The sequence below is a fragment of the Streptomyces mutabilis genome (assembly GCF_014649815.1).
GTDB lineage: Bacteria > Actinomycetota > Actinomycetes > Streptomycetales > Streptomycetaceae > Streptomyces > Streptomyces mutabilis.
The window spans coordinates 348971-373245 of record NZ_BMTT01000001.1 but is presented as its reverse complement, the minus strand read 5'-3'; the positions used below and the strand labels follow the sequence as shown (position 1 = coordinate 373245).

The 24275-nt window shown below is 73.3% G+C and carries 18 protein-coding genes and 1 pseudogene; 7 read left to right on the top strand and 12 right to left on the bottom strand.

Going from position 1 to position 24275, the window contains the following annotated elements; all coding sequences use genetic code 11:
• Positions 1-8: 8 nt before the first annotated feature.
• From IE142_RS01720 to IE142_RS01705, 4 genes are all read right to left on the bottom strand, one after another.
• Positions 9-956 carry an SMP-30/gluconolactonase/LRE family protein gene (locus tag IE142_RS01720; protein WP_191884058.1) on the bottom strand — a complete coding sequence of 316 codons (948 nt, stop codon included), beginning with the start codon at positions 954-956 and terminating at the stop codon, positions 9-11.
• Positions 957-1061: 105 nt separating this feature from the next.
• Positions 1062-1412: a nitrite reductase small subunit NirD gene (gene nirD / locus IE142_RS01715; RefSeq protein ID WP_043373180.1), complete on the bottom strand. Its 351-nt coding sequence runs from the start codon at positions 1410-1412 to the stop codon at positions 1062-1064.
• On the bottom strand, positions 1409-4024 hold the full coding sequence (gene nirB / locus IE142_RS01710; RefSeq protein WP_191884057.1) for a nitrite reductase large subunit NirB: 2616 nt from the start codon (positions 4022-4024) through the stop codon (positions 1409-1411). Before nirB ends, nirD begins: the two co-directional genes overlap by 4 nt.
• The gene (locus IE142_RS01705) at positions 4024-5262 is read right to left on the bottom strand and encodes an NAD(P)/FAD-dependent oxidoreductase (RefSeq protein ID WP_191884056.1); all 1239 of its coding nucleotides are present in this window, start codon (positions 5260-5262) and stop codon (positions 4024-4026) included. The genes nirB and IE142_RS01705 overlap by 1 nt, the downstream gene beginning before the upstream one ends.
• 185 nt (positions 5263-5447) lie before the next feature.
• Between IE142_RS01705 and IE142_RS01700 the strand changes: the two genes are divergently transcribed.
• Complete coding sequence (locus tag IE142_RS01700; protein WP_191884055.1) at positions 5448-6230, top strand: sulfite exporter TauE/SafE family protein; 783 nt, start codon at positions 5448-5450, stop codon at positions 6228-6230.
• Between the two features lie 19 nt (positions 6231-6249).
• Here IE142_RS01700 and IE142_RS01695 read toward each other — a convergent pair whose 3' ends face one another.
• The 3 genes from IE142_RS01695 to IE142_RS01685 form a co-directional block, all read right to left on the bottom strand.
• On the bottom strand, positions 6250-6876 hold the full coding sequence (locus tag IE142_RS01695; RefSeq protein ID WP_191884054.1) for a class F sortase: 627 nt from the start codon (positions 6874-6876) through the stop codon (positions 6250-6252).
• Between the two features lie 124 nt (positions 6877-7000).
• Positions 7001-7534: a GVDTG sorting domain-containing protein gene (locus IE142_RS01690; RefSeq protein ID WP_191884053.1), complete on the bottom strand. Its 534-nt coding sequence runs from the start codon at positions 7532-7534 to the stop codon at positions 7001-7003.
• 302 nt (positions 7535-7836) lie between these two features.
• Complete coding sequence (locus tag IE142_RS01685; protein ID WP_191884052.1) at positions 7837-9474, bottom strand: M4 family metallopeptidase; 1638 nt, start codon at positions 9472-9474, stop codon at positions 7837-7839.
• A gap of 161 nt (positions 9475-9635) precedes the next feature.
• Between IE142_RS01685 and IE142_RS01680 the strand changes: the two genes are divergently transcribed.
• Positions 9636-10094: a gamma-glutamylcyclotransferase family protein gene (locus IE142_RS01680; protein ID WP_191884051.1), complete on the top strand. Its 459-nt coding sequence runs from the start codon at positions 9636-9638 to the stop codon at positions 10092-10094.
• A 15-nt stretch (positions 10095-10109) separates the two neighbouring features.
• Here the strand turns inward: IE142_RS01680 and IE142_RS01675 are convergent, their stop codons facing one another.
• Both IE142_RS01675 and IE142_RS01670 read right to left on the bottom strand, forming a co-directional pair.
• On the bottom strand, positions 10110-12212 hold the full coding sequence (locus IE142_RS01675) for a molybdopterin oxidoreductase family protein (RefSeq protein ID WP_191884050.1): 2103 nt from the start codon (positions 12210-12212) through the stop codon (positions 10110-10112).
• Between the two features lie 110 nt (positions 12213-12322).
• Entirely contained in the window at positions 12323-13009 is a 687-nt protein-coding gene (locus tag IE142_RS01670) for a SanA/YdcF family protein (protein ID WP_191884049.1), read from the bottom strand.
• 175 nt (positions 13010-13184) lie between these two features.
• Here IE142_RS01670 and IE142_RS01665 point away from each other — a divergent pair, with 175 nt between their 5' ends.
• The 5 genes and pseudogenes from IE142_RS01665 to IE142_RS01645 form a co-directional block, all read left to right on the top strand.
• Positions 13185-14048 carry a sirohydrochlorin chelatase gene (locus tag IE142_RS01665; protein ID WP_370466233.1) on the top strand — a complete coding sequence of 288 codons (864 nt, stop codon included), beginning with the start codon at positions 13185-13187 and terminating at the stop codon, positions 14046-14048.
• Between the two features lie 39 nt (positions 14049-14087).
• The gene (locus tag IE142_RS01660; RefSeq protein ID WP_191884048.1) at positions 14088-15362 is read left to right on the top strand and encodes a deoxyguanosinetriphosphate triphosphohydrolase; all 1275 of its coding nucleotides are present in this window, start codon (positions 14088-14090) and stop codon (positions 15360-15362) included.
• A gap of 146 nt (positions 15363-15508) precedes the next feature.
• Positions 15509-16774: an NAD(P)/FAD-dependent oxidoreductase gene (locus tag IE142_RS01655; protein WP_191884047.1), complete on the top strand. Its 1266-nt coding sequence runs from the start codon at positions 15509-15511 to the stop codon at positions 16772-16774.
• Positions 16775-16883: 109 nt separating this feature from the next.
• The gene (dnaG, locus tag IE142_RS01650) at positions 16884-18812 is read left to right on the top strand and encodes a DNA primase (RefSeq protein ID WP_191884046.1); all 1929 of its coding nucleotides are present in this window, start codon (positions 16884-16886) and stop codon (positions 18810-18812) included.
• A 145-nt stretch (positions 18813-18957) separates the two neighbouring features.
• Positions 18958-20192, top strand: a pseudogene (locus IE142_RS01645) (RNA polymerase sigma factor); the annotation flags it as partial.
• 17 nt (positions 20193-20209) lie between these two features.
• On the opposite strand, the gene IE142_RS01640 reads toward IE142_RS01645, so the two are convergent.
• Genes IE142_RS01640 through IE142_RS01630 form a run of 3 tightly spaced genes read right to left on the bottom strand, consistent with a single transcriptional unit; the run spans position 20210 to position 24172 of the window.
• Entirely contained in the window at positions 20210-20479 is a 270-nt protein-coding gene (locus IE142_RS01640) for a hypothetical protein (protein WP_191884044.1), read from the bottom strand.
• A 31-nt stretch (positions 20480-20510) separates the two neighbouring features.
• Positions 20511-22439 carry an ABC transporter ATP-binding protein gene (locus IE142_RS01635; protein ID WP_191884043.1) on the bottom strand — a complete coding sequence of 643 codons (1929 nt, stop codon included), beginning with the start codon at positions 22437-22439 and terminating at the stop codon, positions 20511-20513.
• Positions 22439-24172: an ABC transporter ATP-binding protein gene (locus tag IE142_RS01630; RefSeq protein WP_191884042.1), complete on the bottom strand. Its 1734-nt coding sequence runs from the start codon at positions 24170-24172 to the stop codon at positions 22439-22441. Before IE142_RS01630 ends, IE142_RS01635 begins: the two co-directional genes overlap by 1 nt.
• Positions 24173-24275 lie beyond the last annotated feature (103 nt).

The following is a 24275-nucleotide window of genomic DNA, read 5'->3' as shown; positions in this document are numbered from 1 at the left end:
GTGCTCCCTCAGCGGTCCACGGCCACCGCCGTGAACGTCGTCTCGGGCGTCTGCGGGCTGGTGAAACGCGCGTTGACGAGGTAGAGCCGGTCGCCGAAGCGGGCGGCGGTGGCGGGGACGTCGAAGCGGGGATCGGTGATCGTACGGCGCAGGGTCGCCCGGCCGGCCCGCGCGTCCAGGTCCCACACGCTGACCAGATTGCGCCGGTTCTGGACGACGTACAGCGTGCGGCCGACGCGGACCAGGCCGTCGCCGTTGACGACGTCGTCCGCGCCGTCCAGCCCGATCCGGGTGGCGCGGCCGGTCCGGAGGCTGACGCGGTGCAGCTCGCCCGGGGTGCTCCGGACGAGGATCAGGCCACGTCCGTCTGGGGTGGTGACGATCCCGTTGGCGTTGATGACGTCCGGCGTCTGCTCCCAGTCGCCGGTCAGCTCCAGGGTGCGCACCTCGCCGCGCCGGCCGCGCGGGACGCCGTACAGGACGGGCCCGTACGAGTCGGTGAACCAGGCGCGGTCGCCGTGCAGGACCACGTCGTTGACGAAGTGGCCGGTGGCCTCGGTGAGCCGGTGGGTGCGCAGCAGCCTGCCGGTGCGGGCGTCCACGATCCGTGCCGTCCCGCCGCCGCCCCCGGCGACGTACAGCAGCCCGTCGTCGTCCAGCTTCAGGCCGATGGCCGCGAGGCCGGTGCCGCCCTCGTGGACGATGCGGCCCTCGCCGGTGCGCAGGTCGGTGCGGTAGACGGCGCCGTTCGCGCGCGAGCCCAGGTAGGCGTACGGCCGCGCCCCGATGGTGATGCCCTCGGGCAGCCAGCCGTCGGGCAGCGGGAACTCCGTGGGCCAGGCGTGCCCCGGGGCGGCGGCCTGTACCGGCCCGGGGCCCGCGGCCACCGTGAGCGCGGCCAGGGCGGCACCGCCGAGCACCGTGCGCCGGGACGGGCGGGGACGGTTGCGAGTCATGGTGCGACCTCCGTGGGAGAGGGGCGGGGACTCGATGAAACCCGATCGCCCCGCCGAACTCGACCGGGCGGGCGGGTTCGACAGGAACCGACAGCCCGGCGCGGCCTACGCCGCCTTCACCTCGTACGTCGCCACCCGCACCGCCTCGTCGTCCAGGCACACCCCGGTCGCCAGGTCGAAGCGCTGCTTGAGCAGCGGGGAGGCGACGAAAGGGCGGCCCCGGTGGGTGCCGGTCAGGCCGCGGGAGAGGACCGCCGCGCCGGTGAACGGGTCCCGGTTGTCGATGGCGTACAGCTCGCCTCCCCGGTCGCGGAACAGGGCCACCTGGCCGCCGTCCGGCAGCAGGGCCGCCACGCCCCGGCCCGGGAGCAGCGCGCCGAGGTCGCAGGCGGTGAACCAGTCGTCCGTCAGCCGCAGCAGGACCTTGAGGTCGGTCGTCTCGGGTGCCAGGGTCATCGCCGGGTGCTTCCTTCCAGAAGGTCGTCTCGCGAGGGGCGCCGCAGGCCGATGTCCAGCAGCGGCAGGTCGGGCTTGATCTGGTCGCGCTCGGGCACGAAGCCCACGACCGGGTCGGGGGTGTCGGGCGCGTTCACGAAGGACACGAACCGGGCCAGCTTCTCCGGGTCGTTGATGGTCTCGGCCCACTCGTCGCGGTAGTGCGAGACGTGGGCCCGCATCAGGGACTCCAGCTCGTCGCAGATGCCGAGCGAGTCGTGTACGACGACGTCCCGTACGTGGTCGAGGCCGCCCGGAACGCGCTCCAGCCAGGTGGAGGTGCGCTCCAGCTTGTCGGCGGTGCGGATGTAGAACATCAGGAACCGGTCGATCAGGCGGACCAGTTCGGCGTCGGACAGGTCCTGCGCGAGCAGGTCCGCGTGGCGCGGGGTGGCGCCGCCGTTGCCGCCGACGTAGAGGTTCCAGCCGTTGGACGTGGCGATCACGCCGAAGTCCTTCGACTGGGCCTCGGCGCACTCGCGGGCGCACCCGGAGACCGCCGACTTGAGCTTGTGCGGGGACCTGAGCCCCCGGTAGCGCAGCTCCAGGTCGATCGCCATGCGCACCGAGTCCTGGACGCCGTAGCGGCACCAGGTCTGCCCGACGCAGGACTTCACCGTGCGCAGCGACTTGCCGTACGCGTGCCCGGACTCGAAGCCGGCGTCCACCAGCCGGGCCCAGATCACCGGCAGCTGCTCGACGCGGGCGCCGAACATGTCGATGCGCTGACCGCCGGTGATCTTCGTGTAGAGCCCGAAGTCCCGGGCGATCTCGCCGATGACGATCAGCTTCTCCGGGGCGATCTCACCGCCGGGGATGCGCGGGACGACGGAGTACGAGCCGTTCTTCTGGAGGTTGGCCAAAAAGTGGTCGTTGGTGTCCTGGAGGGCCGCCTGCTCGCCGTCCAGGACGTAGCCGCTGGCGCCGATGCTCGGGGCGAGGGAGGCGATGATCGAGCCGACCGCCGGCTTGCAGACCTCGCAGCCGTCGCCGCCCCGGGCGTCCTCGCGGCCGTGCCGGTCCAGCAGTTCCCAGTAGGAGGTGATCCGCAGGGCGAGGACGATCTCGTACAGCTCCTCGCGGGTCTGCGCGAAGCAGCCGCACAGGCCCTTGTCGACCTCGACGCCGCTCGCCTCCAGCTCGGCGGTGACCAGCTGGCCGAGCACCTTGACGCAGGAGCCGCAGCCGGTGCCGGCCTTGGTGCACTTCTTCACCTCGGGCACGGTGGTGCAGGAGTGCTCCGTCACCGCGCCGCGGATCGTGCCCTTGGTGACGTTGTGGCAGGAGCAGATCACCGCGTCGTCGGGGAGGGCGGACGGGCCGAGCTGGGCGGGCGCTCCGGATCCGGCGGGCAGCACCAGGGACTCGGGGGAGACCGGCGGTACCGAGCCGGTGAAGGCGCGCAGCGTGCCGTACGCCTCGGCGTCGCCGACGAGGATGCCGCCGAGCAGCGTGCCGTCGCGGCCGATGACCAGCTTCTTGTACAGGCCCGCACGGGAGTCCGAGTAGACGACGTCCAGGCAGTTCTCGGCGGTGCCGTGCGCGTCGCCGAAGGAGGCCACGTCCACGCCGAGCAGCTTCAGCTTGGTGGACAGGTCGGCGCCGGTGAAGGAGGCCTCGTCGGAGGCGATCGTCGCGGCGGCCGTCTCGGCCTGCTCGTACCCGGGCGCCACCAGCCCGTACACCCGGCCGTCGGCGGCCAGCGCGCACTCGCCGATCGCGAACACCCGCTCGTCGGTGACCGTGCGGCACTGCTCGTCGACGCTGATGCCGCCGCGCTCGCCGACCGCGAGACCGCAGTCGCGGGCCAGCTGGTCCCGGGGGCGGACACCGGCGCTGAACACCACCAGGTCGGTGGCGAGTTCGGAGCCGTCGGACAGCTTCATGCCGGTGACGGCGCCCGATGCGTCGTCGACCACGATCTCCTGCGTGCCGACGCCCGTGTGGACGGACAGGCCCATGTCCTCGATGGTGCGCAGCAGCGCCGCGCCGCCGCCCTCGTCGACCTGGACCGGCATCAGGCGGGGTGCGAACTCCACGATGTGCGAGGTGAGTCCGAGCCCCTTGAGCGCGCCGGCCGCCTCCAGCCCGAGCAGCCCGCCCCCGACCACGGCGCCGGTGGTCGCGGTCTTCGCGTACGCCTCGATGGCGAGCAGGTCCTCGATCGTCCGGTAGACGAAGCAGCCCTCGGCGTCCTTGCCGGGGACCGGCGGGACGAACGGGTAGGAGCCGGTGGCCAGGACGAGCACGTCGTAGCCGACGACCAGTCCGGAGCGGGCGGTCACCGTGCGCGCGTCCCGGTCGACGGTCACCGCCGGGTCGCCGACGCGCAGTTCGATGCCGTGCTCGGCGATGAAGGCCGGGTCGGTCATCGACAGGTCCTCGGGGGTCCGCCCCGAGAAGTACGAGGTGAGCTGGACGCGGTCGTAGGCGGGTCGCGGCTCCTCGCACAGCACCACCACGCGGTGCGTGGCGGTCAGGCCGCGCTCGGCGAGGGCTTCCAGGAAACGCTGGCCGACCATGCCGTGGCCGACGAGGACGATGGTGGGGGTGGGCCCCGGGTCGGTGGTCATCAGGAGCCTCCGTCGTGGGTGAGCAGGTGGAGCAGGGGGCCGCCGTCGGACGGGAGCGGCTCCGCTCCCTCCCAGGCGCGCGCGAGCGCGCCGACGGTGCCGAGTTCGCCGACCAGGACCCCGCCGACCAGCCGGTCGTCACGGACGACGACCTTGCGGTAGGTGCCCCGCGTGGCGTCGGCGAGCTGCACGACGTCGTCGCCGGGGCGCGGGTCGGTCTCGCCGAACGCGGCGAGGTCGAAGGGGCTGCCGGGCCCGGAGGGGCGGTCCGGACCGGCGAGGGTGAGCCGGGTCAGCGAGCGGGTGCCGGTGTAGCGGGCGGCGGTGCCGTCCCCGGCGAGCAGTCCGGCGAGCGCGCCCGCCTGTTCCAGAGCCGGGGCGGCCAGTCCGTACACCCGCCCCGCGTGCTCGGCGCAGTCGCCGATCGCGCGGATGTGCGGGTCGGCCGTGCGCAGCTCGTCGTCGACCACCACGCCCGTGCGGACCTTCAGGCCCGCCTCCCGCGCCAGGCCGACGCGCGGGCGGACCCCGCAGGCGAGGACGACGAGGTCGGCGCCGAGGGCGTACCCGTCGGCCATCTCCACCGACCGCACCGCCCCGCCCACGCTCCGCACGTCCCGCACCCGGCACTCGGTGTGCACCTCGACACCGAGGTCCTCCAGATGGCGCCGGACGAGCGCGGAGGCGGCCGGGTCGAGCCGGCACTCCATGAGCCGCTCGGACTGCTGGGCGAGGACGACCTGCGCGCCGCGCACGGCCAGCGCGCGGGCGGCGGACACCCCGAGCAGCCCGCCCCCGACGACGACCGCCCGCACCCCCGGCCGCAGCGCCTTGGACAGCGCCAGGCAGTCGTCCATCGTCCGGAACGCGTGCACGCCCTCCGGCAGCTCCCGGTCCGGGGTGAACAGGCCGCGCAGCGGCGGCAGTACGGCGTTGGAGCCGGTGGCCAGGACCAGCGTGTCGTATGCGATCACGGAGCCGTCGGCGCAGCGGACGGTCCGCCCGGCCCGGTCGATGCCGGTGACCCGGCCGCGCAGCAGTCCGGCCGGCGCGGGCAGGGCGACCACCTCGGGGCCGTACCGTCCGGCCAGCACCTCGGCGAGCAGCACCCGGTTGTACGGGCGGTGCTCCTCGTCGCCGACGACCAGCGCGGGCGTGCCTAGCTCACCGAGCCGCCGGGCGAGCGTGACGCCCGCGAGGCCGGCGCCGATCACCACCACACGCGTATTCGAGGTCATGGCACCGAGCGTGCGGTGCGGGTGTTACCCGGTGGCATCGCGACTGTTTCCCACCGGGAACGCTGCGCTCAGCGGGGGCGGGGAGCGGGTGTGAGGGCTTTTGGGAGGGGCGGTGGCGCCCAGGAACCTCAGAAGACCCTCATCTCGATGGACGGCACATCCACTCCCTCCATAAGGTCGCGATCATGCCCGACATAGCGCTGACCACGGTCGTCCTGCTCTGCCTCGCCGCGCTCGCGGCCGGCTGGATCGATGCCGTGGTCGGCGGTGGCGGGCTCCTGCTGCTGCCCGCGCTGCTGCTCGGCCTGCCCGCCGGTACGCCGGCCGCGCACGCGCTGGGCACCAACAAGGCGGTCGCCATCGTCGGCACCACGGGCGCGGCGGTCACGTACGCGCGCAAGGCGCCGGTGGACGTCCGCACGGCCGTCCGTATCGGGCTGGCGGCACTCGCCGGATCGTCCGGCGGCGCCTTCTTCGCGGCCGGGATGAGCACCGAGGTGCTCAAGCCGGTGATCATGGTGGTGCTGCTGGCGGTGGCGGCCTTCGTGATCCTGCGCCCCGCCTTCGGCACCGCCCCCGCCACCGGCCCCGCCACCCGTCGCCGGGTCCTCGCCGCGATCGGCCTCGCGGGCCTCGGCATCGGCTTCTACGACGGTCTCATCGGCCCCGGCACCGGCACCTTCCTGGTGCTGGCCCTCACCGGCATCCTCCACCTGGACCTGGTCACGGCCTCCGCCACCGCCAAGATCGTCAACTGCTGCACCAACGCCGGCGCCCTCGCGATGTTCGCCTGGCAGGGCGCGGTGCTGTGGCAGCTGGCCGCCCTGATGGCCGTCTTCAACCTCGCGGGCGGCACCCTCGGCGCCCGCACGGCCCTGAAGCGGGGCAGCGGCTTCGTGCGGATCGTGCTGCTGACGGTGGTGTTCGCGCTGGTGGCGAACCTGGCGTACGAGCAGTGGATCGCATAACCCGGGCCTCAGCGGCGTCTCAGCGGCTGCCGGTCAGGTGCGCGAAGACGACCACGTTCCCCTGGTAGCCGGTGCCGCGCGAGTAGTCGCCGCCGCAGGTGATCACGCGCAGCTCGGGCCGGTCGGCCGCGCCGTACACCTTCTCGTCGGGGAAGTCCTTGGCGGCGTACACCTCGACCGCGTCCACGGTGAACACCGCGACGCCGCCGTCGCGCCGGTCGACCTCGACCACCGAGCCCTTCTCCAGCGCCCCGAGCCGGTAGAAGACGGCGGGGCCCTCGGTGTTGTCGACGTGCCCGGCGACGATCGCGGTGCCCGTCTCGCCGGGGGTGGTGCCGGCCTCGTACCAGCCGGCCAGGTTCTCCTTCTCGGCGGGCGGCACTTCGAGGCTGCCGGACGGCGTCAGCCCGAGGCCCGTCATCGGGGCGTCCACGCCGATCGCCGGGATGCGGACGCGGTCGGGCGGGGAGGGCGGCAGCGCCGGTGCGGCGGGCGCCTGCGCGGCCTGCCCGGTGCCGGTGCGGGCCTGGGCGGCCGACGGCTGCGGCGGGGCCTCGGTGCCGGCGGAGTCGAGCAGCAGCCACACCCCGGAACAGAGGGCGACCGCGGTGACCGCCGCTATCGCGGAGTCGCCGATCCTGCGCATGACGCGGCCCCTCTCCCTCGGGTCCCTCGGGGGGTTCCCCTGCCCCCTCCGGGCCGCGAGGGGCATCGGACCCGGAGGGGGTGGGGAAGTGCGGTACCGGCGGACGGGCAGCGGAGGGTGCCCGTCAGATCCCGTCGCCTCTCGCCCGGCGATGCAGGAGCCAGGTACCGCCCGCGGCGGCGACGGCGAGAGCCGCCACACCGGCCGCGGTCTGCACGGGATCGGGGCCAAGAGCGCCGCCGACCCCCGTCTTCACGCTTCCTCTGGGGTACACCTGCTCACGGGCCGCGGTCAGCGTGACCACCAGGTCACCCGTCACCCGCTTGCCGCTCCCGCCACAGGTCGCGACGATCTCGTACGTCCCCGGCTGCGCGCTCGGCGGCACCTGGAAGCCGCCGGTCGTCTCGCCCTCCCGAGCGCCCGGCGCCAGCGGGAACTCACCCGCGCCGACCGCGCTGGCGTCCCCCGCCGCAGCGCCGTCCTCGCCGCACGCCGCCGTGCGCACCGTGGCCCGTTCGCCCGGCACCACCGAGGACGGGGACACCTCCAGACCACCGGTGGCTCGGGCGTCCCCGGCATACGCGGGCGCCGGGGAGGCGAGGCCGGCGGCCGCGACGGCGAGCACGGTGCCGGTCAGCAGGCGGGCGGTACGTCGCATCGGTGCTCCTTTGAGCTCTTGGGTGGCCCCTGCCCTACCGAGGAAATCGGCACCGGGCGCGGCCCGCTCCCCGAGAGCGCGCCGGGAATGGGATGAACGGGTGTCGCCGGTACCCCCGGCGTCCGCCGGCGGGACCCCATTCGGGCAGGTCACAGGCGTGCGGCGGGTCGCTTCGGAAAAGTTGCCGCGGTGCGCGGGACGCGCGTGTGAACGGGTGACCGGTGCCTCCGAACGGACCCGCCCCGGCTTCCCGGCGTCAAACCTCGCCGGGAAGCCGGGGCGGGCCGTCGGCCCACGCTCGGTCAGTCCACGTTCACCGCGCTCCACGCCGCGCCCACCGCTGCGTACTCGGTGCTGTCGGCGCCGTACAGGTCCTTCGCCGCGTCGAGGGTGGCTTTGCGGGCGCCCGCGTAGTCGGTGGAGGAGGTCATGTAGACCGTCAGCGCCCGGTACCAGATGTCGCCCAGCTTCTCCCGGCCGATCCCGGAGACGGTGGAGCCGTCGCAGGTGGGGGAGTCGTAGCTCACGCCGCCCACGTTCTTCGCGCCGCTGCCCTCGGCCAGCAGGTAGGCGAAGTGGTTGGCGATCCCGGAGGAGTAGTGGACGTCGAGGTCGCCCGCCGCGGTGCTCCAGCAGTCGGCCGAACTGCCGTCCCGGCTCGGCCTGTCCATGTGGCGCAGGGCGTCGCGGCCGAAGCCGGATCGGACGACCTTCTCGCCGATCAGGTAGTCACCGGGGTCGGTGGAGTTGTCCGCGTGCCACTCCACCAGCGCACCGAAGATGTCGGACGTCGCCTCGTTCAGGCCGCCGGACTCGCCCGAGTACGTCAGCGCCGCCGTCGACGACGTCACCCCGTGCGTCATCTCGTGCGCGGCGACGTCCAGCGAGACCAGCGGACCGAAGGTCGTCCCGTCACCGTCGCCGTACGTCATGCAGAAACAGCCGTCGTCCCAGAAGGCGTTGTTGTACCGGGTGCCGTAGTGCACGCGGCTGTACGAGCCCTTGCCGTCGCCGGCGATGCCGCTGCGGCCGTGGACGTCCTCGTAGTAGTCCCAGGTGACGTCCGTGCCGTACTGCGCGTCCACGGCGGCCGAGGCGCGGTCGTCCGCCGTCCCCGAGCCCCAGTGGTTGTCGGCGTCGGTGAACACCGTGGAGGGGGCCCGGACCAGGCAGACCCCGAGGAAGCACAGGTCGGTACGGTTCCCGGCGTCACCGGTGTAGGTGTCGCCGCGCGTCGGGTCCTTCAGCTGGTACGACGACCCGGACTGCGTGGTCGACAGCGGCACCGTCCCGCCGTACAGCGACTTGCCGTCGCCCTCGGCCGCCGACTCGAGGGCGTCCCAGGCGTCGATCCGGGCGCCCGTGCCCGCGTCGGTCAGCACCGTGCGCGCGACCGGGTTGCCGAGGGAGTCCAGCGCGACCGCGTTCGTCCGCCAGGCCAGCTTCGGGGCGCCGTGCAGGGCGTCGACGACCAGCTCGGGCTCGGCGGTGAGCCGCTTCAGCAACTCGCCCGGGTTGGCGGCGCGCAGTGCGTTCGCGGCGAGGTCGGCGGCCCTGGGGGCCGGCAGCTTCGGGGTGACGGTGGGCAGGGAGACGGCCGCCCTCGTCGCGCGGTCGGCTCCCCGGTACTCGCCGTCGGGGGTGAGGTGGACGACGAAGTCGCCGCCCAGCACGGGCAGTCCACGGTAGGTGCGGTCGTAGCGGACGTGCTGGGTGCCGTCCGCGTCGACGATGACGTCACGGACCTCCGTGTCCTGGGCCGGGGACAGGCCCAGGACGGAGGCACGGTCCGTGAGGACCGCCGCCGCGTTGTCGACGGCGGCGGAGGGGGTGGGGCGGTCCGCGGCGTCGGCGGTGGGGGAGAGGGCGGCGACCAGCAGGGTGGCCGCGATGCCGGCCGTGGTGAGGCGGGGACCACGGACGTGCCGTATTCGGCTCATCGATCTCCTCGGGGAGGGGCCCACGAGCGCGTGGGGCGCACGGGGGCCTGTGGGGACGTGGGGGTGCGTGGGGGTGGGGGTGTGGGGAGTGCTGACTCGGATTCAATGGCCCCGGACGTGTCATGTCCATAGCGCTGGCGTGGAGATCGTGAGGGGAGAGAATGACCTTCGTGGATGCCGCCCCGAACGCCTCGGCGGATGCCGAGAGACTGCCGTTCTTCGTCTACGGCACGCTCCGCCCCGGCGCCCCCAACCACACCCGCTTCCTCAGCGGCCGCACCCGCTCCGGGGAACCGGCCCACCTCACCGGCGCCACCCTGTACCCCGGCCCCGGCTACCCCTACGCCGTCGAGGGCCCCGACGGAGTGGTGACCGGCGACCTCGTCACCGCCCGGCCCGAGGCGTACGCCGACCTGCTCGCCACCCTCGACCGGCTGGAGGAGTACACGCCGGGGGACCCGCGCAACCTCTACGACCGGGTCGCGAGGAACGTCGTACGGACCGCCGACGGCACGCTCGTCCGCGCCTGGGTCTACGTCGCCGCCCCGGCCGTCGCCGCCCGGCTGCGTGCCCGGGCGACGCCGATCGCGGGCGGGGAGTGGCGGATCGCGAGCCGGTGAGCCCGGCGGGCGGCCCTAAGGCGTCACCGGCTCCACCCGCACCGCGCACACCTTGAACTCCGGCATCCGCGAGGTCGGGTCCAGCGCCGGGTTGGTCAGCGTGTTGGCGCGGCCCTCGCCCGGCCAGTGGAAGGGCATGAAGACCGTGTCGGGGCGGATGGCGGTGGTGATGCGGGCCGGAGCCACGGCCCGGCCGCGCCGGGAGACGACGGCCACCGGATCGCCCTCGGCCGCCCCGAGCCGCGCCGCCAGCCGCGGGTGCAGTTCCACGAAGGGGCCGGGCGCGGCGGCGTTCAGCTCGTCCACCCGCCGGGTCTGCGCGCCGGACTGGTACTGCGCCACGACCCGCCCGGTGGTCAGCAGCACCGGGTACGCGTCGTCCGGCTCCTCGGCGCTCGGCCGGTGCGAGACGGGGGCGAACCTGGCCCGGCCGTCGTCGGTGGCGAAACGGTCGAGGAAGAGGCGGGGGGTGCCCGGATGCCGGTCGGCCCCGCCGCAGTCGGTCTCCTCGGGCGCCGGGCACGGCCAGAACACCCCGTTCTCCTCCGCGAGCCGCCGGTAGTCGATCCCGGAGTAGTCGGCGGGCCCGCCCGCGCTCGCCCGGCGCAGTTCCTCGAACACCTCCTCCGGCTCGGTCGGGAAGCCCTTCTCCACCCCGAGCCGGCCGGCCAGTTCGTGCAGCACCTCCAGGTCGCTGCGGATCCCGTCGGGCGGCGTGATCGCGCGCCGCCGCAGCAGCACCCGCCCCTCCAGGCTGGTCGTCGTCCCCGTCTCCTCCGCCCACTGCGTCACCGGCAGCACCACGTCCGCCAGCGCCGCCGTCTCGGAGAGCACCACGTCGCACACGGCCAGGAAGTCCAGCGACCGCAGCCGCCCCTCGACGTGCGCGGCCCGCGGCGCCGACACCACCGGGTTGGACCCCATCACCAGCAGCGACCTGATGTCCGTTCCCAGCGCGTCCAGCAGCTCGTACGCACTGCGCCCCGGACCCGGCAACGAGTCGGGGTCGACACCCCACACCCGGGCCACGTGCCGCCGCGCCGCCGGGTCGGTCAGCTTCCGGTAACCCGGCAACTGGTCGGCCTTCTGCCCGTGCTCGCGCCCGCCCTGCCCGTTGCCCTGCCCTGTCAGGCAGCCGTACCCGGACAGGGGCCGGCCGGCCCGCCCGGTCGCCAGGCACAGGTTGATCCACGCGCCCACCGTGTCCGTCCCCTTGGCCTGCTGCTCGGGCCCCCGCGCGGTCAGCACCATCGCCGCGTCCGGCGCGCAGAACAGCCGCACCGCCTCCCGCAGTTCGGGAACGGAGACTCCCGTGATCCGCTCCACGTACTCCGGCCAGTGCGCCATCGCCGCCGCCCGCGCGTCCTCCCAGCCCGAGGTGCGCTCCTCGACGTACTCCGCGTCCACCCGCCCCTCGGCGACGACCAGGTGCAGCATCCCCAGCGCGAGCGCGAGGTCCGTGCCGGGCCGGGGCGCGAGATGCAGGTCGGCCTGTTCCGCGGTCCTGGTGCGCCGCGGGTCGACGACGATCAGCGTGCCGCCGTTCTCGCGCAGCTCGGTGAAGTACCGCAGGGACGGCGGCATCGTCTCCGCCGGGTTCGACCCGACGAGGATCACGCAGCCCGTCCTCGGGATGTCCTCCAGCGGGAACGGCAGCCCCCGGTCGAGCCCGAACGCCTTCGTGCCGGCCGCCGCCGCCGACGACATGCAGAACCGCCCGTTGTAGTCGATCTGCGAGGTCCCCAGCACCACCCGCGCGAACTTCCCCAGCGCGTACGCCTTCTCGTTGGTCAGCCCGCCCCCGCCGAACACCCCGAGCGCGTCCGCGCCGTGCTCGGCACGCGTACCGGAGAGGTTCGCGGCGATTCGCCCCAGCGCCTCCTCCCAGCTCGCCGGCACGAGCACCCCCTCGCCCGACCGCACCAGCGGCGACGTCAGGCGGACCCCGGACGAGAGCACCGCCGGCGCCGTCCGCCCCTTGCCGCACAGCGCGCCCCGGTTGACGGGGAAGTCCGTGCGTTCGGAGACCTCGACGGTCCCGCCCTCCACGGGCGTCAGGTTCATCCCGCACTGCAGGGCGCAGTACGGGCAGTGCGTGGGCGTGGCGGTGTTCTGCATGCCACCAGCGTGCGACGCGCGTGTTACACGTCCGGGCCGCCGTTTGTTACACCGCCGGGACGGTGACCTCCCCGGCGCTCCCCGGCCGCCGTGAGGGCCGCGTCACCGGTTCAGCGCGCACGGGCCAGGGCCCGCTCCACCCCCGGCTCCCTCGGCCCCAGGAAGCGCGGGTCCGGCTCGAAGACCGCGTCCAGCGCCGCCTTGCCCGCCGCGAGGATCTCCCGCGCGCCCCCGTAGTACCAGGTGAGGTCGTGCCGGTCGTCGACCCCGACGCCGTACGACGCCACCCCGGCCTCCTGGCACAGCGCCACCGCCCGCCGGATGTGGAAGCCCTGGCTGATCAGCACCGCCCGGTCGACCCCGAAGATCTTCTTCGCGCGGACGCAGGAGTCCCAGGTGTCGAAGCCCGCGTAGTCGCTGACGATCCGCCAGTCGGGCACCCCGTGCCGGACCAGGTAGGCGCGCATGGCGTCCGGCTCGTCGTACTCCTCGCGGCTGTTGTCCCCGGTGACGAGCAGCACCTCGACCCGCCCCGCGCGGTACAGCTCGGCCGCCGCGTCCAGGCGGTGCGCGAGATACGGAGACGGCTCCCCGTCCCACAGTCCCGCGCCGAACACGACCGCGACCTCGGTGCGGGGCACGTCGGCGGTGGTGTGCAGCCGGTCGCCCGTGACGACGTACAGCCACGCCATCGGCAGCAGCGCCGGCACGCACCCGGCCATCACCGCCTGTACCAGCCGCCGCCGGCCCTTCCGGGTGCGCGGAAGGCGCGGTCTTCGAGGTCTCCAGCGGCGCATCGTGTCGGTCCCCTCCCGGTCGTGTCCCGGTCGTCCCCTGACCCCAGGGACGCCCGGGCGCGCGGTCCGGTTCACCGGCCGCTCACACGGGGTGCCCGGCGCCGTGTGAACCGACGGAAAATTTCCGTGACACCCGCGCAACGGGGAGGCAACGTCCGGCCGCCACCCTCGACGCATGACGGCGACGACACTGATGGGCAGGACGACGAGCACGGCGACCCCCGGCGGCACCCCCGCCCTGGTCGTCGTCGCCCACGGCAGCCGCGACCCGCGCGCCTCGCGGACCGTCCGCGCCCTGCTCGACCGGGTCCGCGCCCTGCGCCCCGACCTTCCGGTGCACCTCGGCCACATCGAGCTGAACGCCCCGCTCCTGCCCGACACGCTGGCCGCCCTCGGCGACAGGGAGGCGGTGCTCGTCCCGCTCCTCCTCAGCCGGGGCCACCACGTCAAGCGGGACGTCCCCGAGGCGGCCGCGGCCTCCCCGGCCCGCACCCGCGTGGCCGCGCCCCTCGGCCCGCACCCCCTCCTCGTCGACGCCCTGCACGACCGCCTCCTGGAGGCCGACTGGCCCGCCCACGCGGGCCCGGAGCACGCCGTCGTCCTCGCCGCCGCGGGCTCCAGGGCCCCGGAGTCCCGGACCGACACCGCCCGCACCGCGGCCGCCCTTTCCGCCCGCCTCGGAGTCCCGGTCCTCCCGGCGTACGCCTCGGCGGCGACCCCGACGGTCCCGGAGGCCGTGCGCGCGCTGACCGCCCGGGGCCACCGCCGGGTGGCCGTCGCCGCCTGCTTCACGGCCCCGGGCCGCTTCGCGACGGAATGCGCGACAGCGGCCCCGTGGATCGCCTCGGCCCCGCTCGGCACCCACCCGGCGATCGCCCACCTCCTGCTCCACCGCTACGACCAGGCACTTGGCGCAGAAGGTGAGGGCGACGCACCTGAAGGGACGCGGGGAACGGCGCGACGAGGGGCGTGGGGAACGGCGCGATCGGCCACGACGCACGCCGCACACGCGAGCGGACCCCACCCGGCACACGCATAGGCGACCCAACTGTCACACCTTCCGCTTAATGTTCAGGGCATGGAAGGCACCGCACCCCCACTCCCGTACGACCCCACGTCAGTGGCCCGCTACGCCCCCGAACCCGACAAACGCCCCGGCCGCACCGCCTTCCAGCGCGACCGCGCCCGCATCCTGCACTCCGCCGCCCTGCGCCGCCTCGCCGGCAAGACGCAGGTCGTCGCGCCGGGGGAGGGCAGCCCCGTCTGGGACGCCAGCCCCCGCACCCGCCTCACGCACTCCCTCGAATGCGCCCAGGTGGGCCGCGAACTCGGCGCCGCCCTCGGCTGCGACCCCGACCTGGTCGAGGCCGCCTGTCTCGCCCACGACCTGGGCCACCCGCCCTTCGGCCACAACGGCGAACAGGCACTGAACGAGTTCGCCGAGGACTGCGGCGGCTTCGAGGGCAACGCCCAGTCGCTGCGGCTCCTCACCCGCATCGAGCCCAAACGGTTCACCGAGGACGGCCCCGTCGGCCTCAACCTCACCCGCGCCACCCTCGACGCCGCCACCAAGTACCCCTGGCCCCGGGGCGCCCACCCCACCGACCCGGCGTCACCCAAGTTCGGCGTCTACGACGACGACCGGCCCGTCTTCGCCTGGCTGCGCGAGGACGCCCCCGGCGCCCGCACCTGCTTCGAGGCCCAGGTCATGGACTGGGCGGACGACGTGGCGTACTCCGTGCACGACGTCGAGGACGGCCTGCACGCCGGCCACATCGACCCGAACTGCCTGCTCGCCGACCCCGAGCGCGAGGCCGTCTTCCGGGTCGCCGTCGGCCGCTACGTCCCCGCCGGCACCGACCACGCCGAACTGGCCGCCGCCCTCGACCGCCTCCTCGCCCAGGACTGGTGGCCGCACGGCTACGACGGCTCGGCGACCGCCCAGGCCCGCCTCAAGGACGCGACCAGCCAGCTCATCGGCCGCTTCTGCCTCGCCGCCGAGGCCGCCACCCGGGGGGCGTACGCGGGCGGCCGGCTCACCCGGTACACGGCCGAACTGGTCGTGCCCCGCGAGACCCGCATGGAGTGCGCCGTCCTCAAGGCGGTCGCCGTCCGCTACGTCATGCAGCGCACCGAGCAGGAGCGGCTCCGCGCCGACCAGCGCGTCGTCGTCGCCGAACTGGCCGAGGCGCTCACCGCCCGCGCCCCGGACGGGCTCGACCCGCAGTTCCGCGCCCTGTTCGACGCGGCCGCCGACGACCGTGCCCGCAAACGGGTGATCGTCGACCAGATCGCCTCCCTCACCGACGCCTCGGCCCGCTCGCTTCACGCCCGCTTGACGGGGCATCCATGAGACTGACGGGACAGGAGTGACCCGAGCAGAACCGGAAGGCGCCGGAACAGCGTCCTTAGTGGCCTGATCGGGTCACTCCCTCTTCCCGCGCCACGCCGCTTGCGGGACGCTCGCACGTGGCGGCACCCTGACGAGGAGGCAGACAAGTGGTCGACGCGGATCAGACATTCGTCATCGTCGGAGGCGGCCTGGCCGGAGCGAAGGCGGCCGAGACGCTCCGCACGGAGGGGTTCAGCGGCCGGGTGATCCTCATCTGCGACGAGCGCGACCACCCCTACGAGCGCCCGCCGCTGTCCAAGGGCTACCTCCTCGGCAAGGAGGCACGCGACAGCGTCTTCGTCCACGAGCCCGCCTGGTACGCGCAGCACGACATCGAGCTGCACCTCGGCCAGACCGTCGTCGAGATCGACCGCGCCGCCAGGACCGTCCACTACGGCGACGACGGCACCCACGTCAGGTACGACAAGCTGCTCATCGCGACCGGCGCCGAGCCCCGCCGCCTCGACGTCCCCGGCACCGGCCTCGCGGGCGTCCACCACCTGCGCCGCCTCGCCCACGCCGAGCGCCTCAAGGGCGTCCTCGCCTCCCTCGGCCGGGACAACGGCCACCTCGTGATCGCCGGCGCCGGCTGGATCGGCCTGGAGGTCGCGGCGGCGGCCCGCGAGTACGGGGCGGAGGTCACCGTCGTCGAACCCGCCCCGACCCCGCTGCACGGCGTCCTCGGCCCCGAACTGGGCTCCGTCTTCGCCGAGCTGCACGAGGCGCACGGCGTCCGCTTCCGCTTCGGCGTGCGGCTGACCGAGATCATCGGCCAGGACGGCATGGTGCTGGCCGCCCGCACCGACGACGGCGAGGAGCACCCCGCGCACGACGTGCTCGCCGCGATCGGCGTCGCCCCGCGCACCGCGCTCGCCCAGGCGGCCGGACTGGAGATCGCCGACCGCGCCGCCGGCGGCGGCATCGTCGTCGACGCGAACCTGCGCACCTCCGACCCCGACGTCTACGCGGCCGGCGACGTCGCCTCCTTCCACCACGCCCTCTTCGACACCCGCCTGCGCGTCGAGCACTGGGCCAACGCCCTGAACGGCGGCCCCGCCGCGGCCCGCGCGATGCTCGGCAAGGGCCTCGCCCACGACCGCGTGCCGTACTTCTTCACCGACCAGTACGACCTGGGCATGGAGTACTCGGGCTGGGCCCCGCCGGGGTCGTACGACCAGGTGGTGATCCGCGGCGACGCGGCCAAGCGCGAGTTCATCGCCTTCTGGGTGAAGGAGGGCCGGGTGCTGGCCGGGATGAACGTGAACGTGTGGGACGTCACGGAGCCGATCCAGCAGCTGATCCGCTCGAAGGCCCAGGTGAACACGGAGGCGCTGGCCGACCCGCACGTTTCGCTCGAAAGCCTGGTCGCATAGCCGTCGTACCTCCGCCGTGCCGCGATTCCCGGGGGCAAGACCCGGACCCCCGGCCGGGGGCCGATCACCGCGGCGGAGGAGTGTCGGCGCCGCCCCGTAGAATCGCCACGTGGCGGGACGGATCAACGACGAGGACGTGAAGGCGGTACGGGACGCGGTCCCGATCGACGCCGTCGTCTCGGAGTACCTCCAGCTGCGGAACGCGGGCGGCGGCAACCTGAAGGGACTGTGCCCGTTCCACGACGAGAAGTCCCCGTCCTTCCAGGTCAGCCCGAGCAAGGGTCTCTTCCACTGCTTCGGGTGCCAGGAGGGCGGCGACACCATCACGTTCGTGATGAAGATCGACCACCTCACCTTCTCGGAGGCGGTCGAGCGCCTGGCCGGCCAGGCCGGCATCACCCTGCGCTACGAGGAGGGCGGGTACAACCCGACCCACCAGCGCGGCGAGCGCATCCGCCTGGTCGAGGCCCACAAGATCGCCGCCGACTGGTACGCGGAGCAGCTGGCGACCAGCCCCGAGGCGGACACCGGCCGCGCCTTCCTCGCCGACCGCGGCTTCGACCAGGCCGCCGCCCAGCACTTCTCCGTCGGCTACAGCCCCCAGGGCTGGGACCACCTCACCCGCTACCTGCGCGGCAAGGGCTTCAGCGACAAGGAGCTGCTGCTCTCCGGCCTCGCCCAGGAGGGCCGCCGCGGCCCCATCGACCGCTTCCGCGGCCGGCTGATGTGGCCCATCCGCGACGTCGGCGGCGACGTCGTCGGCTTCGGCGCCCGCAAGCTCTACGAGGCGGACAACGGCCCGAAGTACCTGAACACCCCCGAGACCCCGATCTATCGCAAGTCCCAGGTCCTCTACGGCATCGACCTGGCGAAGAAGGACATCGCGAAGGCGTCCCGCGCGGTCGTCGTCGAGGGCTACACCGACGTCATGGCCTGCCACCTCGCGGGTGTGACGACCGCGATCGCGACCTGCGGCACCGCCTTCGGCGGCGACCACATCAAGATCCTGCGCCGCCTGCTGATGGACAACGGCTCGGCCCGCGTGATCTTCACCTTCGACGGCGACGCGGCCGGCCAGAAGGCGGCCCTGCGCGCCTTCGAGGACGACCAGAAATTCGCCGCCGAGACCTACATCGCCATCGCCCCCGACGGCATGGACCCCTGCGACCTGCGCCTGGCCAAGGGCGACGAGGCGGTCGCCGACCTGGTGGAGCCGCGCACCCCGCTCTTCGAGTTCGCGCTCCGCCAGATCGTGAGCCGCTACGACCTGGACACCCCGGCCGGCCGCGCCGCCGCCCTGGACGAGGCCGCCCCGGTCGTCGCCCGCATCAAGAACAGCGGCGCCCAGCACGAGGTCGCCGTGCAGCTCGCCGGGATGCTCGGCATCCTCGACACCCAGTTCGTGGTCAAGCGGATCGCCCAGCTGGCCCGCTGGGCCCGCGACCGCGGCGGCAAGGGCCCCGCCCCGGACCGGCAGCAGCGCGGCGGAGCACGGCAGCACGCGGCCCCGGACGCCCCGGGCTCCCGCGGCGGCGGCCCGGCCCTCAACCTCCGCAACCCCGTCTTCGCCACCGAACGCGAACTGCTCAAGCTCGCCCTCCAGCGCCCCGAGCTGGTCTCCCCGGCCTTCGACGCGTACGGCGTCGACGAGTTCACCGCCGCGCCCTACGCCGCCGTGCGCCAGGCCATCCTGGAGGCGGGCGGCGCCGAGTTCGGCGTCCAGGACCCGCAGGACTACCTGGTCCGCGTCCGCGACGCCGCCCCCGACGACACCGTCCGCGCCATGGTCACCGAACTCGCCGTCGAGGCGATCATGCTGCACCGGGGTGTCAAGGACGTCGACGAGGTCTACGCGGGCGCCCAGCTCGTCACCGTCCGCCGCCGCGCCGTCGAGCGCCGCATCCGCGACATCACGGGCCGCCTGGCCCGCCTCACCGGCCACGGCGACCCCGCCGAACTGGCCGCCGTGCAGAACGAACTCTGGGTCCTCCAGCAGTACGACCAGACCCTGCGCGAACACGGCGCCGCCGCGCTCTGAGCGTCCGCGGGTAACGGCCCGGACGCAAAAAGTCACCGCACGCCCCTCGTGGCGGTGATGTGTCGTACTCCACACTGGGGGCGGTGCCTGAGTCCTCGGAGCGCGGCCGGGTCCCCGACCCCCGCGGTTCCGTTCCACGCGTACGGGCGGACAGCGGCGAGCGAGCCGACTCCGTTCCCGAAGTACCGCCGTCGGTCCCCGTCGGCCGCGTCCATCCTGGAGGTCGCCCCCGTGCAGACCCAGACCCTCACCCAGACCGACACCGGTACCGACGGCGCGGAGCCGGACGCGGAGAGCGGCGTCCTCGTCGCGATGCCGCCGCAGCACCGTGCCGTGCACCACCCCGAGAACCGGTCGGACGGCCGGCCCGCCGACGCCCCGGAGCCCGCCGGGGCTCCCGGGGAGCCCGAAGGCCCCGAGGGTCCCGAACCCGCCGAACCGCCGCCGCCCACCCGCACGGAGAGCGGGGGTCCCTCCTCCGACCTGTTCCGCCAGTACCTGCGGGAGATCGGCCGGATCCCGCTGCTCAGCGCCGCGGAGGAGGTCGACCTGGCCCGGCGCGTGGAGGCCGGGCTGTTCGCCGAGGAGAAGCTGCGGCTCACCCCCGACCTGGACAGCCGGCTCGCCCTGGACCTCGACCGGCTCGTCGTCATGGGCCGCGTCGCCAAACGCCGCTTGATCGAGGCGAACCTGCGGCTCGTGGTCTCGGTGGCCAAGCGGTACGTCGGACGCGGCCTGACCATGCTGGACCTGGTCCAGGAGGGGAACCTCGGGCTGATCCGGGCCGTCGAGAAGTTCGACTACGCCCGCGGCTACAAGTTCTCCACCTACGCCACCTGGTGGATCCGCCAGGCCATGTCCCGGGCCCTGGCCGACCAGGCGCGCACCATCCGGGTCCCCGTCCACGTCGTGGAACTGATCAATCGGGTGGTGCGCGTCCAGCGCCGCATGCTCCAGGAGCGCGGCTACGAGCCGACCCCGCGAGAGGTCGCCGCCCATCTGGACCTGGCCCCCGAGCGGGTCGGCGAGGTACTGCGCCTCGCCCAGGAGCCGGTCTCCCTGCACGCCCCCGTGGGCGAGGAGGACGACGTGGCCCTCGGTGACCTGATCGAGGACGGTGACGCCACCAGCCCCGTGGAGTCGGCCGCGTTCCTGCTGCTGCGCCAGCACCTGGAGGCGGTGCTCTCCACCCTCGGCGAACGCGAGCGCAAGGTCGTCCAGCTCCGCTACGGCCTGGTCGACGGCCGCCCCCGGACGCTGGAGGAGATAGGCCGCATCTTCGGGGTGACCCGCGAGCGGATCCGACAGATCGAGTCCAAGACGCTCAACAGGCTCCGGGACCACGCCTACGCGGACCAGCTGCGCGGGTACCTCGACTGAGGTCGACGGCAGGCCGGTCAGGCGTTCGGGACCGCCGCCTCCCGACGCTTCTTGGCGTCGATGCCGGCGCCGACCGCCACGCCGCATCCGATACCGAGAGCGAGGCCCGTGCCCAGGTTGCCGCCGACCTGCCCGAGGCTGAGACCCAGGGCGACGCCGATGGGCAGCCATAGCCGAAGGGCGGTGTCCGACCGGCGGCGCGTGCCGTCGTGGGCCCCGGCCGATGTCGCGTTCCGCTCCGGCTGCCCCGGCTCCCGCTCCGGGTTCCCGCCGTCAGTCTCCGTCATGTCCTCGTCCCCCCCATGTGTCCGGCCGCGGTCAGTCGACCTCGGCGACCGCCTGCGCGAACTGCGCCGCGTACAGGCGGGCGTACCCGCCGTCGGCCGCCAGCAGCTCGCCGTGCGTACCCTGCTCGATGATGGAGCCATTCTCCATCACCAAGATCACGTCGGCGTCGCGGATCGTCGACAGCCGGTGCGCGATGACGAAGGACGTCCGCCCGTGCGCCAGCTTGGCCATCGCCTTCTGGATCAGCACCTCGGTACGGGTGTCCACGGACGATGTCGCCTCGTCCAGGACCAGGATCACCGGGTCGGCCAGGAACGCCCGCGCGATCGTGATCAGCTGCTTCTCGCCCGCGCTCACCCCCGTGCCCTCGTCGTCGATCACCGTGTCGTAGCCGTCGGGCAGCGTCCGCACGAACCGGTCGGCGTGCGCGGCCCGCGCCGCCTCCTCGATCTCCCCGCGCGTGACCTCCCGCGCCGCCCCGTACGCGATGTTCTCCGCGATGGTCCCGCCGAACAGCCAGGTGTCCTGGAGCACCATGCCGATGCCGGAGCGCAGCTCGTCCCGGGACATCTTGGCGATGTCCACGCCGTCCAGGGTGATCCGGCCGCCGGAGACCTCGTAGAACCGCATCAGCAGGTTGACCAGCGTGGTCTTGCCGGCGCCCGTAGGGCCGACGATGGCGACGGTGTGGCCCGGCTCCACCTTCAGCGACAGGTCCTCGATCAGCGGCCTCTCCGGGTCGTAGCGGAACGACACGTGCTCCAGCTCCACCCGTCCGCGCAGGTCCTCCGGCCGCGCCCCCGGGATCGGGTCCGCGGACTGCTCCTCGGCGTCCAGCAGCTCGAAGACCCGCTCCGCCGACGCCACGCCCGACTGCACCAGGTTCGCCATCGACGCGACCTGCGTCAGCGGCATCGAGAACTGCCGGGAGTACTGGATGAAAGCCTGCACGTCACCGATGGAGAGGGAACCCGAGGCCACCCGCAGACCGCCCACGACCGCGACCAGCACGTAGTTCAGGTTGGACACGAACATCATCAACGGTTGCATGATCCCGCTGTTGAACTGCGCCTTGAACCCGGCCTCGTACAGCGCCTCGTTCTGCTCGGCGAACTGCTTCGCCGACTCCTCCTGCCGCCCGAACACCTTCACCAGCGTGTGCCCGGTGTACATCTCCTCGATGTGGGCGTTCAGCGCGCCCGTCGAGCGCCACTGCTGCACGAACTGCGGCTGCGACCGCTTGCCCACCCGCGTGGCCACCACGAACGACAGCGGCACGGTCACCAGCGCCACCAGCGCCAGGATCCAGGAGACGTAGAACATCATCGCCAGCACGCCGATGATCGTCAGCAGCGAGTTGATCAGCTGCCCCATCGACTGCTGCAGCGTCTGCTGGATGTTGTCGATGTCGTTGGTGGCCCGGCTCAGCACCTCGCCGCGCTGCCGCTTGTCGAAGTACGACAGCGGCAGCCGGGACAGCTTCGTCTGCACGTCCTCGCGCAGCCGGAACACCGTGCGGTTCACCGCCCGGTTCACCAGCCGCGTCGCCACCGCCATCAGCAGCCCGGCCGCGCCGAACACCGCCAGCGCCAGCAGCAGCACCTCGCCCACCGCGCCGAAGTCGATGCCCTGCCCGGGCGTGAAGTCCGTGCTGCGGAGCATGTCGGCGACGTTGCCGTCGCCGCGCTGCCGCATCGACTCCAGGACCTGCTCCTTCGTGGCCCCGGACGGCATGTCCCGACCGACGATGCCCGCGAAGACCAGGTCGGTGGCCCGGCCGAGGATCTTCGGTCCGACCACGCTGAGGCCGACGCTGACCACCACGCACGCCAGCAGCGTGAACAGGGTCACCCGCTCCGGCCGGAACTGGCCGATGAGCCGTTTGCCCGACCCCTTGAAGTCCATCGAACGCTGGTCGGGGCCGCCCCCGGCCATCATGCGACCCGCAGGCCCGGCCATCAGGCAGCCTCCGCTTCCGTGAGCTGGGAGAGCACGATCTCCCGGTAGGTCTCGTTGTCCGCCATCAGCTCGTGGTGCCGGCCCTCGCCGACCACCCGCCCCTCGTCCAGCACGATGATCCGGTCCGCGTCCCGGATGGTCGCCACCCGCTGCGCCACGATCACTACGGTCGCCTCGGCCGTCTCCCGGCCCAGCTCGGCCCGCAGCGCGGCGTCGGTCGCGTAGTCCAGGGCGGAGAAGGAGTCGTCGAAGAGGTAAATCTCGGGGCGCTGCACCAGGGTCCGGGCGATGGCGAGCCGCTGCCGCTGACCGCCCGACACGTTCGTGCCGCCCTGCGAGATCGGCGCGTCCAGCCCGCCGTCCAGCGCGGAGACGAACCCCTTGGCCTGCGCCACCTCCAGCGCGTGCCACAGCTCCTCGTCGGTGGCGTCCGGATTGCCGTAGCGCAGGTTGGTCGCGACGGTTCCCGCGAAGAGGTACGGCTTCTGCGGCACCAGCCCCACGACCTCGGCCAGCACCTTCGGATCGAGGGTCCGTACGTCCACCCCGCCGACCAGCACCTCGCCCTCGGTGGCGTCGACCAGCCGGGGGACCAGGCTCAGCAGGGTGGACTTGCCGCTGCCGGTCGAGCCGATCACGGCGGTCGTCTCGCCCGGCCGCGCCACCAGCCCGATGTTCCTGAGCACCGGCTCCTCGGCACCGGGGTAGCGGAAACCGGCCCCCCGGACCTCCAGGTGCCCGTGCCGTCGCAGCTCGGTGACCGGCGCCGACGGCGGCACCACACTGCTCTCCGTCCCCAGCACCTCCTGGATGCGCTCGGCGCACACCTCGGCGCGCGGCACCATCATGAACATGAAGGTGGCCATCATCACGGACATGACGATCTGCATCAGGTAGGCGAGGAACGCGGTCAGGTCGCCGATCTGCATCCCGCCGCTGTCGATCCGGTGGGCGCCGAACCACACCACGGCGATCGACGACAGGTTCACCACCGTCATGACCACGGGGAACATCAGCGCGAGCAGATTGCCGGTGCCGAGGGCCACCTCGGTGAGATCGGCGTTGGCCTTCCGGAAGCGCTGCTGCTCGTACTCGTCACGCACGAAGGCCCGGATCACGCGGTTGCCGGTGATCTGCTCGCGCAGCACCCGGTTCACCGTGTCCAGCCGCTCCTGCATCGCCCGGAACAGCGGCCGCAGCCTGCGCACGATCAGCGTCACGCAGATCGCCAGCACCGGTACGACCCCGACCAGCACCCCGGACAGCGGCACGTCCAGACCGAGCGCCATCACGATGCCGCCCACGCACATGATCGGCGCCGACACCATCAGGGTGAACGTCATCAGGGCCAGCATCTGGACCTGCTGCACGTCGTTGGTGGTACGAGTGATCAGCGAGGGCGCGCCGAAGCCGCCGACCTCGCGGGCCGAGAAGGACTGCACCCGGTCGAAGACGGCACCGCGCAGGTCCCGGCCGAGCGCGGCGGCGGTGCGGGCGCCGTAGTAGACGGCGCCGACGTTGCCCACCACCTGCACCAGCGAGATCGCGATCATGAGGGCGCCGTGGCCCAGGATGTAACCGGTGTCGCCCTTGACGACACCGTTGTCGATGACGTCGGCGTTCAGCGTCGGCAGGTAGAGGCTGGCGCAGGTCTGCACGAACTGCAGCGCCACCAGCAGGGTGATGGGTTTTCGATGGGGCCTGAGACAGGCACGCAGGAGTCGTATGAGCACGCTGGGTCTCTCGGAGTCGGTGACGGGGCCGGTTGGTTGCCCCTGGCCCCTATCGTCGAACACTCCACCCGCGTTGCCTCAACCGAATTGACCCAAGAGCGCG

Excerpts from the sequence above, each read along its gene's own strand:
- IE142_RS01720 (WP_191884058.1), bottom strand. The coding sequence starts at position 956 with ATGACTCGCAACCGTCCCCGCCCGTCCCGGCGCACGGTGCTCGGCGGT.
- nirD (WP_043373180.1), bottom strand. The coding sequence starts at position 1,412 with ATGACCCTGGCACCCGAGACGACCGACCTCAAGGTCCTGCTGCGGCTG.
- nirB (WP_191884057.1), bottom strand. The coding sequence starts at position 4,024 with ATGACCACCGACCCGGGGCCCACCCCCACCATCGTCCTCGTCGGCCAC.
- IE142_RS01705 (WP_191884056.1), bottom strand. The coding sequence starts at position 5,262 with ATGACCTCGAATACGCGTGTGGTGGTGATCGGCGCCGGCCTCGCGGGC.
- IE142_RS01700 (WP_191884055.1), top strand. The coding sequence starts at position 5,448 with ATGCCCGACATAGCGCTGACCACGGTCGTCCTGCTCTGCCTCGCCGCG.
- IE142_RS01695 (WP_191884054.1), bottom strand. The coding sequence starts at position 6,876 with ATGCGCAGGATCGGCGACTCCGCGATAGCGGCGGTCACCGCGGTCGCC.
- IE142_RS01690 (WP_191884053.1), bottom strand. The coding sequence starts at position 7,534 with ATGCGACGTACCGCCCGCCTGCTGACCGGCACCGTGCTCGCCGTCGCG.
- IE142_RS01685 (WP_191884052.1), bottom strand. The coding sequence starts at position 9,474 with ATGAGCCGAATACGGCACGTCCGTGGTCCCCGCCTCACCACGGCCGGC.
- IE142_RS01680 (WP_191884051.1), top strand. The coding sequence starts at position 9,636 with ATGACCTTCGTGGATGCCGCCCCGAACGCCTCGGCGGATGCCGAGAGA.
- IE142_RS01675 (WP_191884050.1), bottom strand. The coding sequence starts at position 12,212 with ATGCAGAACACCGCCACGCCCACGCACTGCCCGTACTGCGCCCTGCAG.
- IE142_RS01670 (WP_191884049.1), bottom strand. The coding sequence starts at position 13,009 with ATGCGCCGCTGGAGACCTCGAAGACCGCGCCTTCCGCGCACCCGGAAG.
- IE142_RS01665 (WP_370466233.1), top strand. The coding sequence starts at position 13,185 with ATGACGGCGACGACACTGATGGGCAGGACGACGAGCACGGCGACCCCC.
- IE142_RS01660 (WP_191884048.1), top strand. The coding sequence starts at position 14,088 with ATGGAAGGCACCGCACCCCCACTCCCGTACGACCCCACGTCAGTGGCC.
- IE142_RS01640 (WP_191884044.1), bottom strand. The coding sequence starts at position 20,479 with ATGACGGAGACTGACGGCGGGAACCCGGAGCGGGAGCCGGGGCAGCCG.
- IE142_RS01635 (WP_191884043.1), bottom strand. The coding sequence starts at position 22,439 with ATGGCCGGGCCTGCGGGTCGCATGATGGCCGGGGGCGGCCCCGACCAG.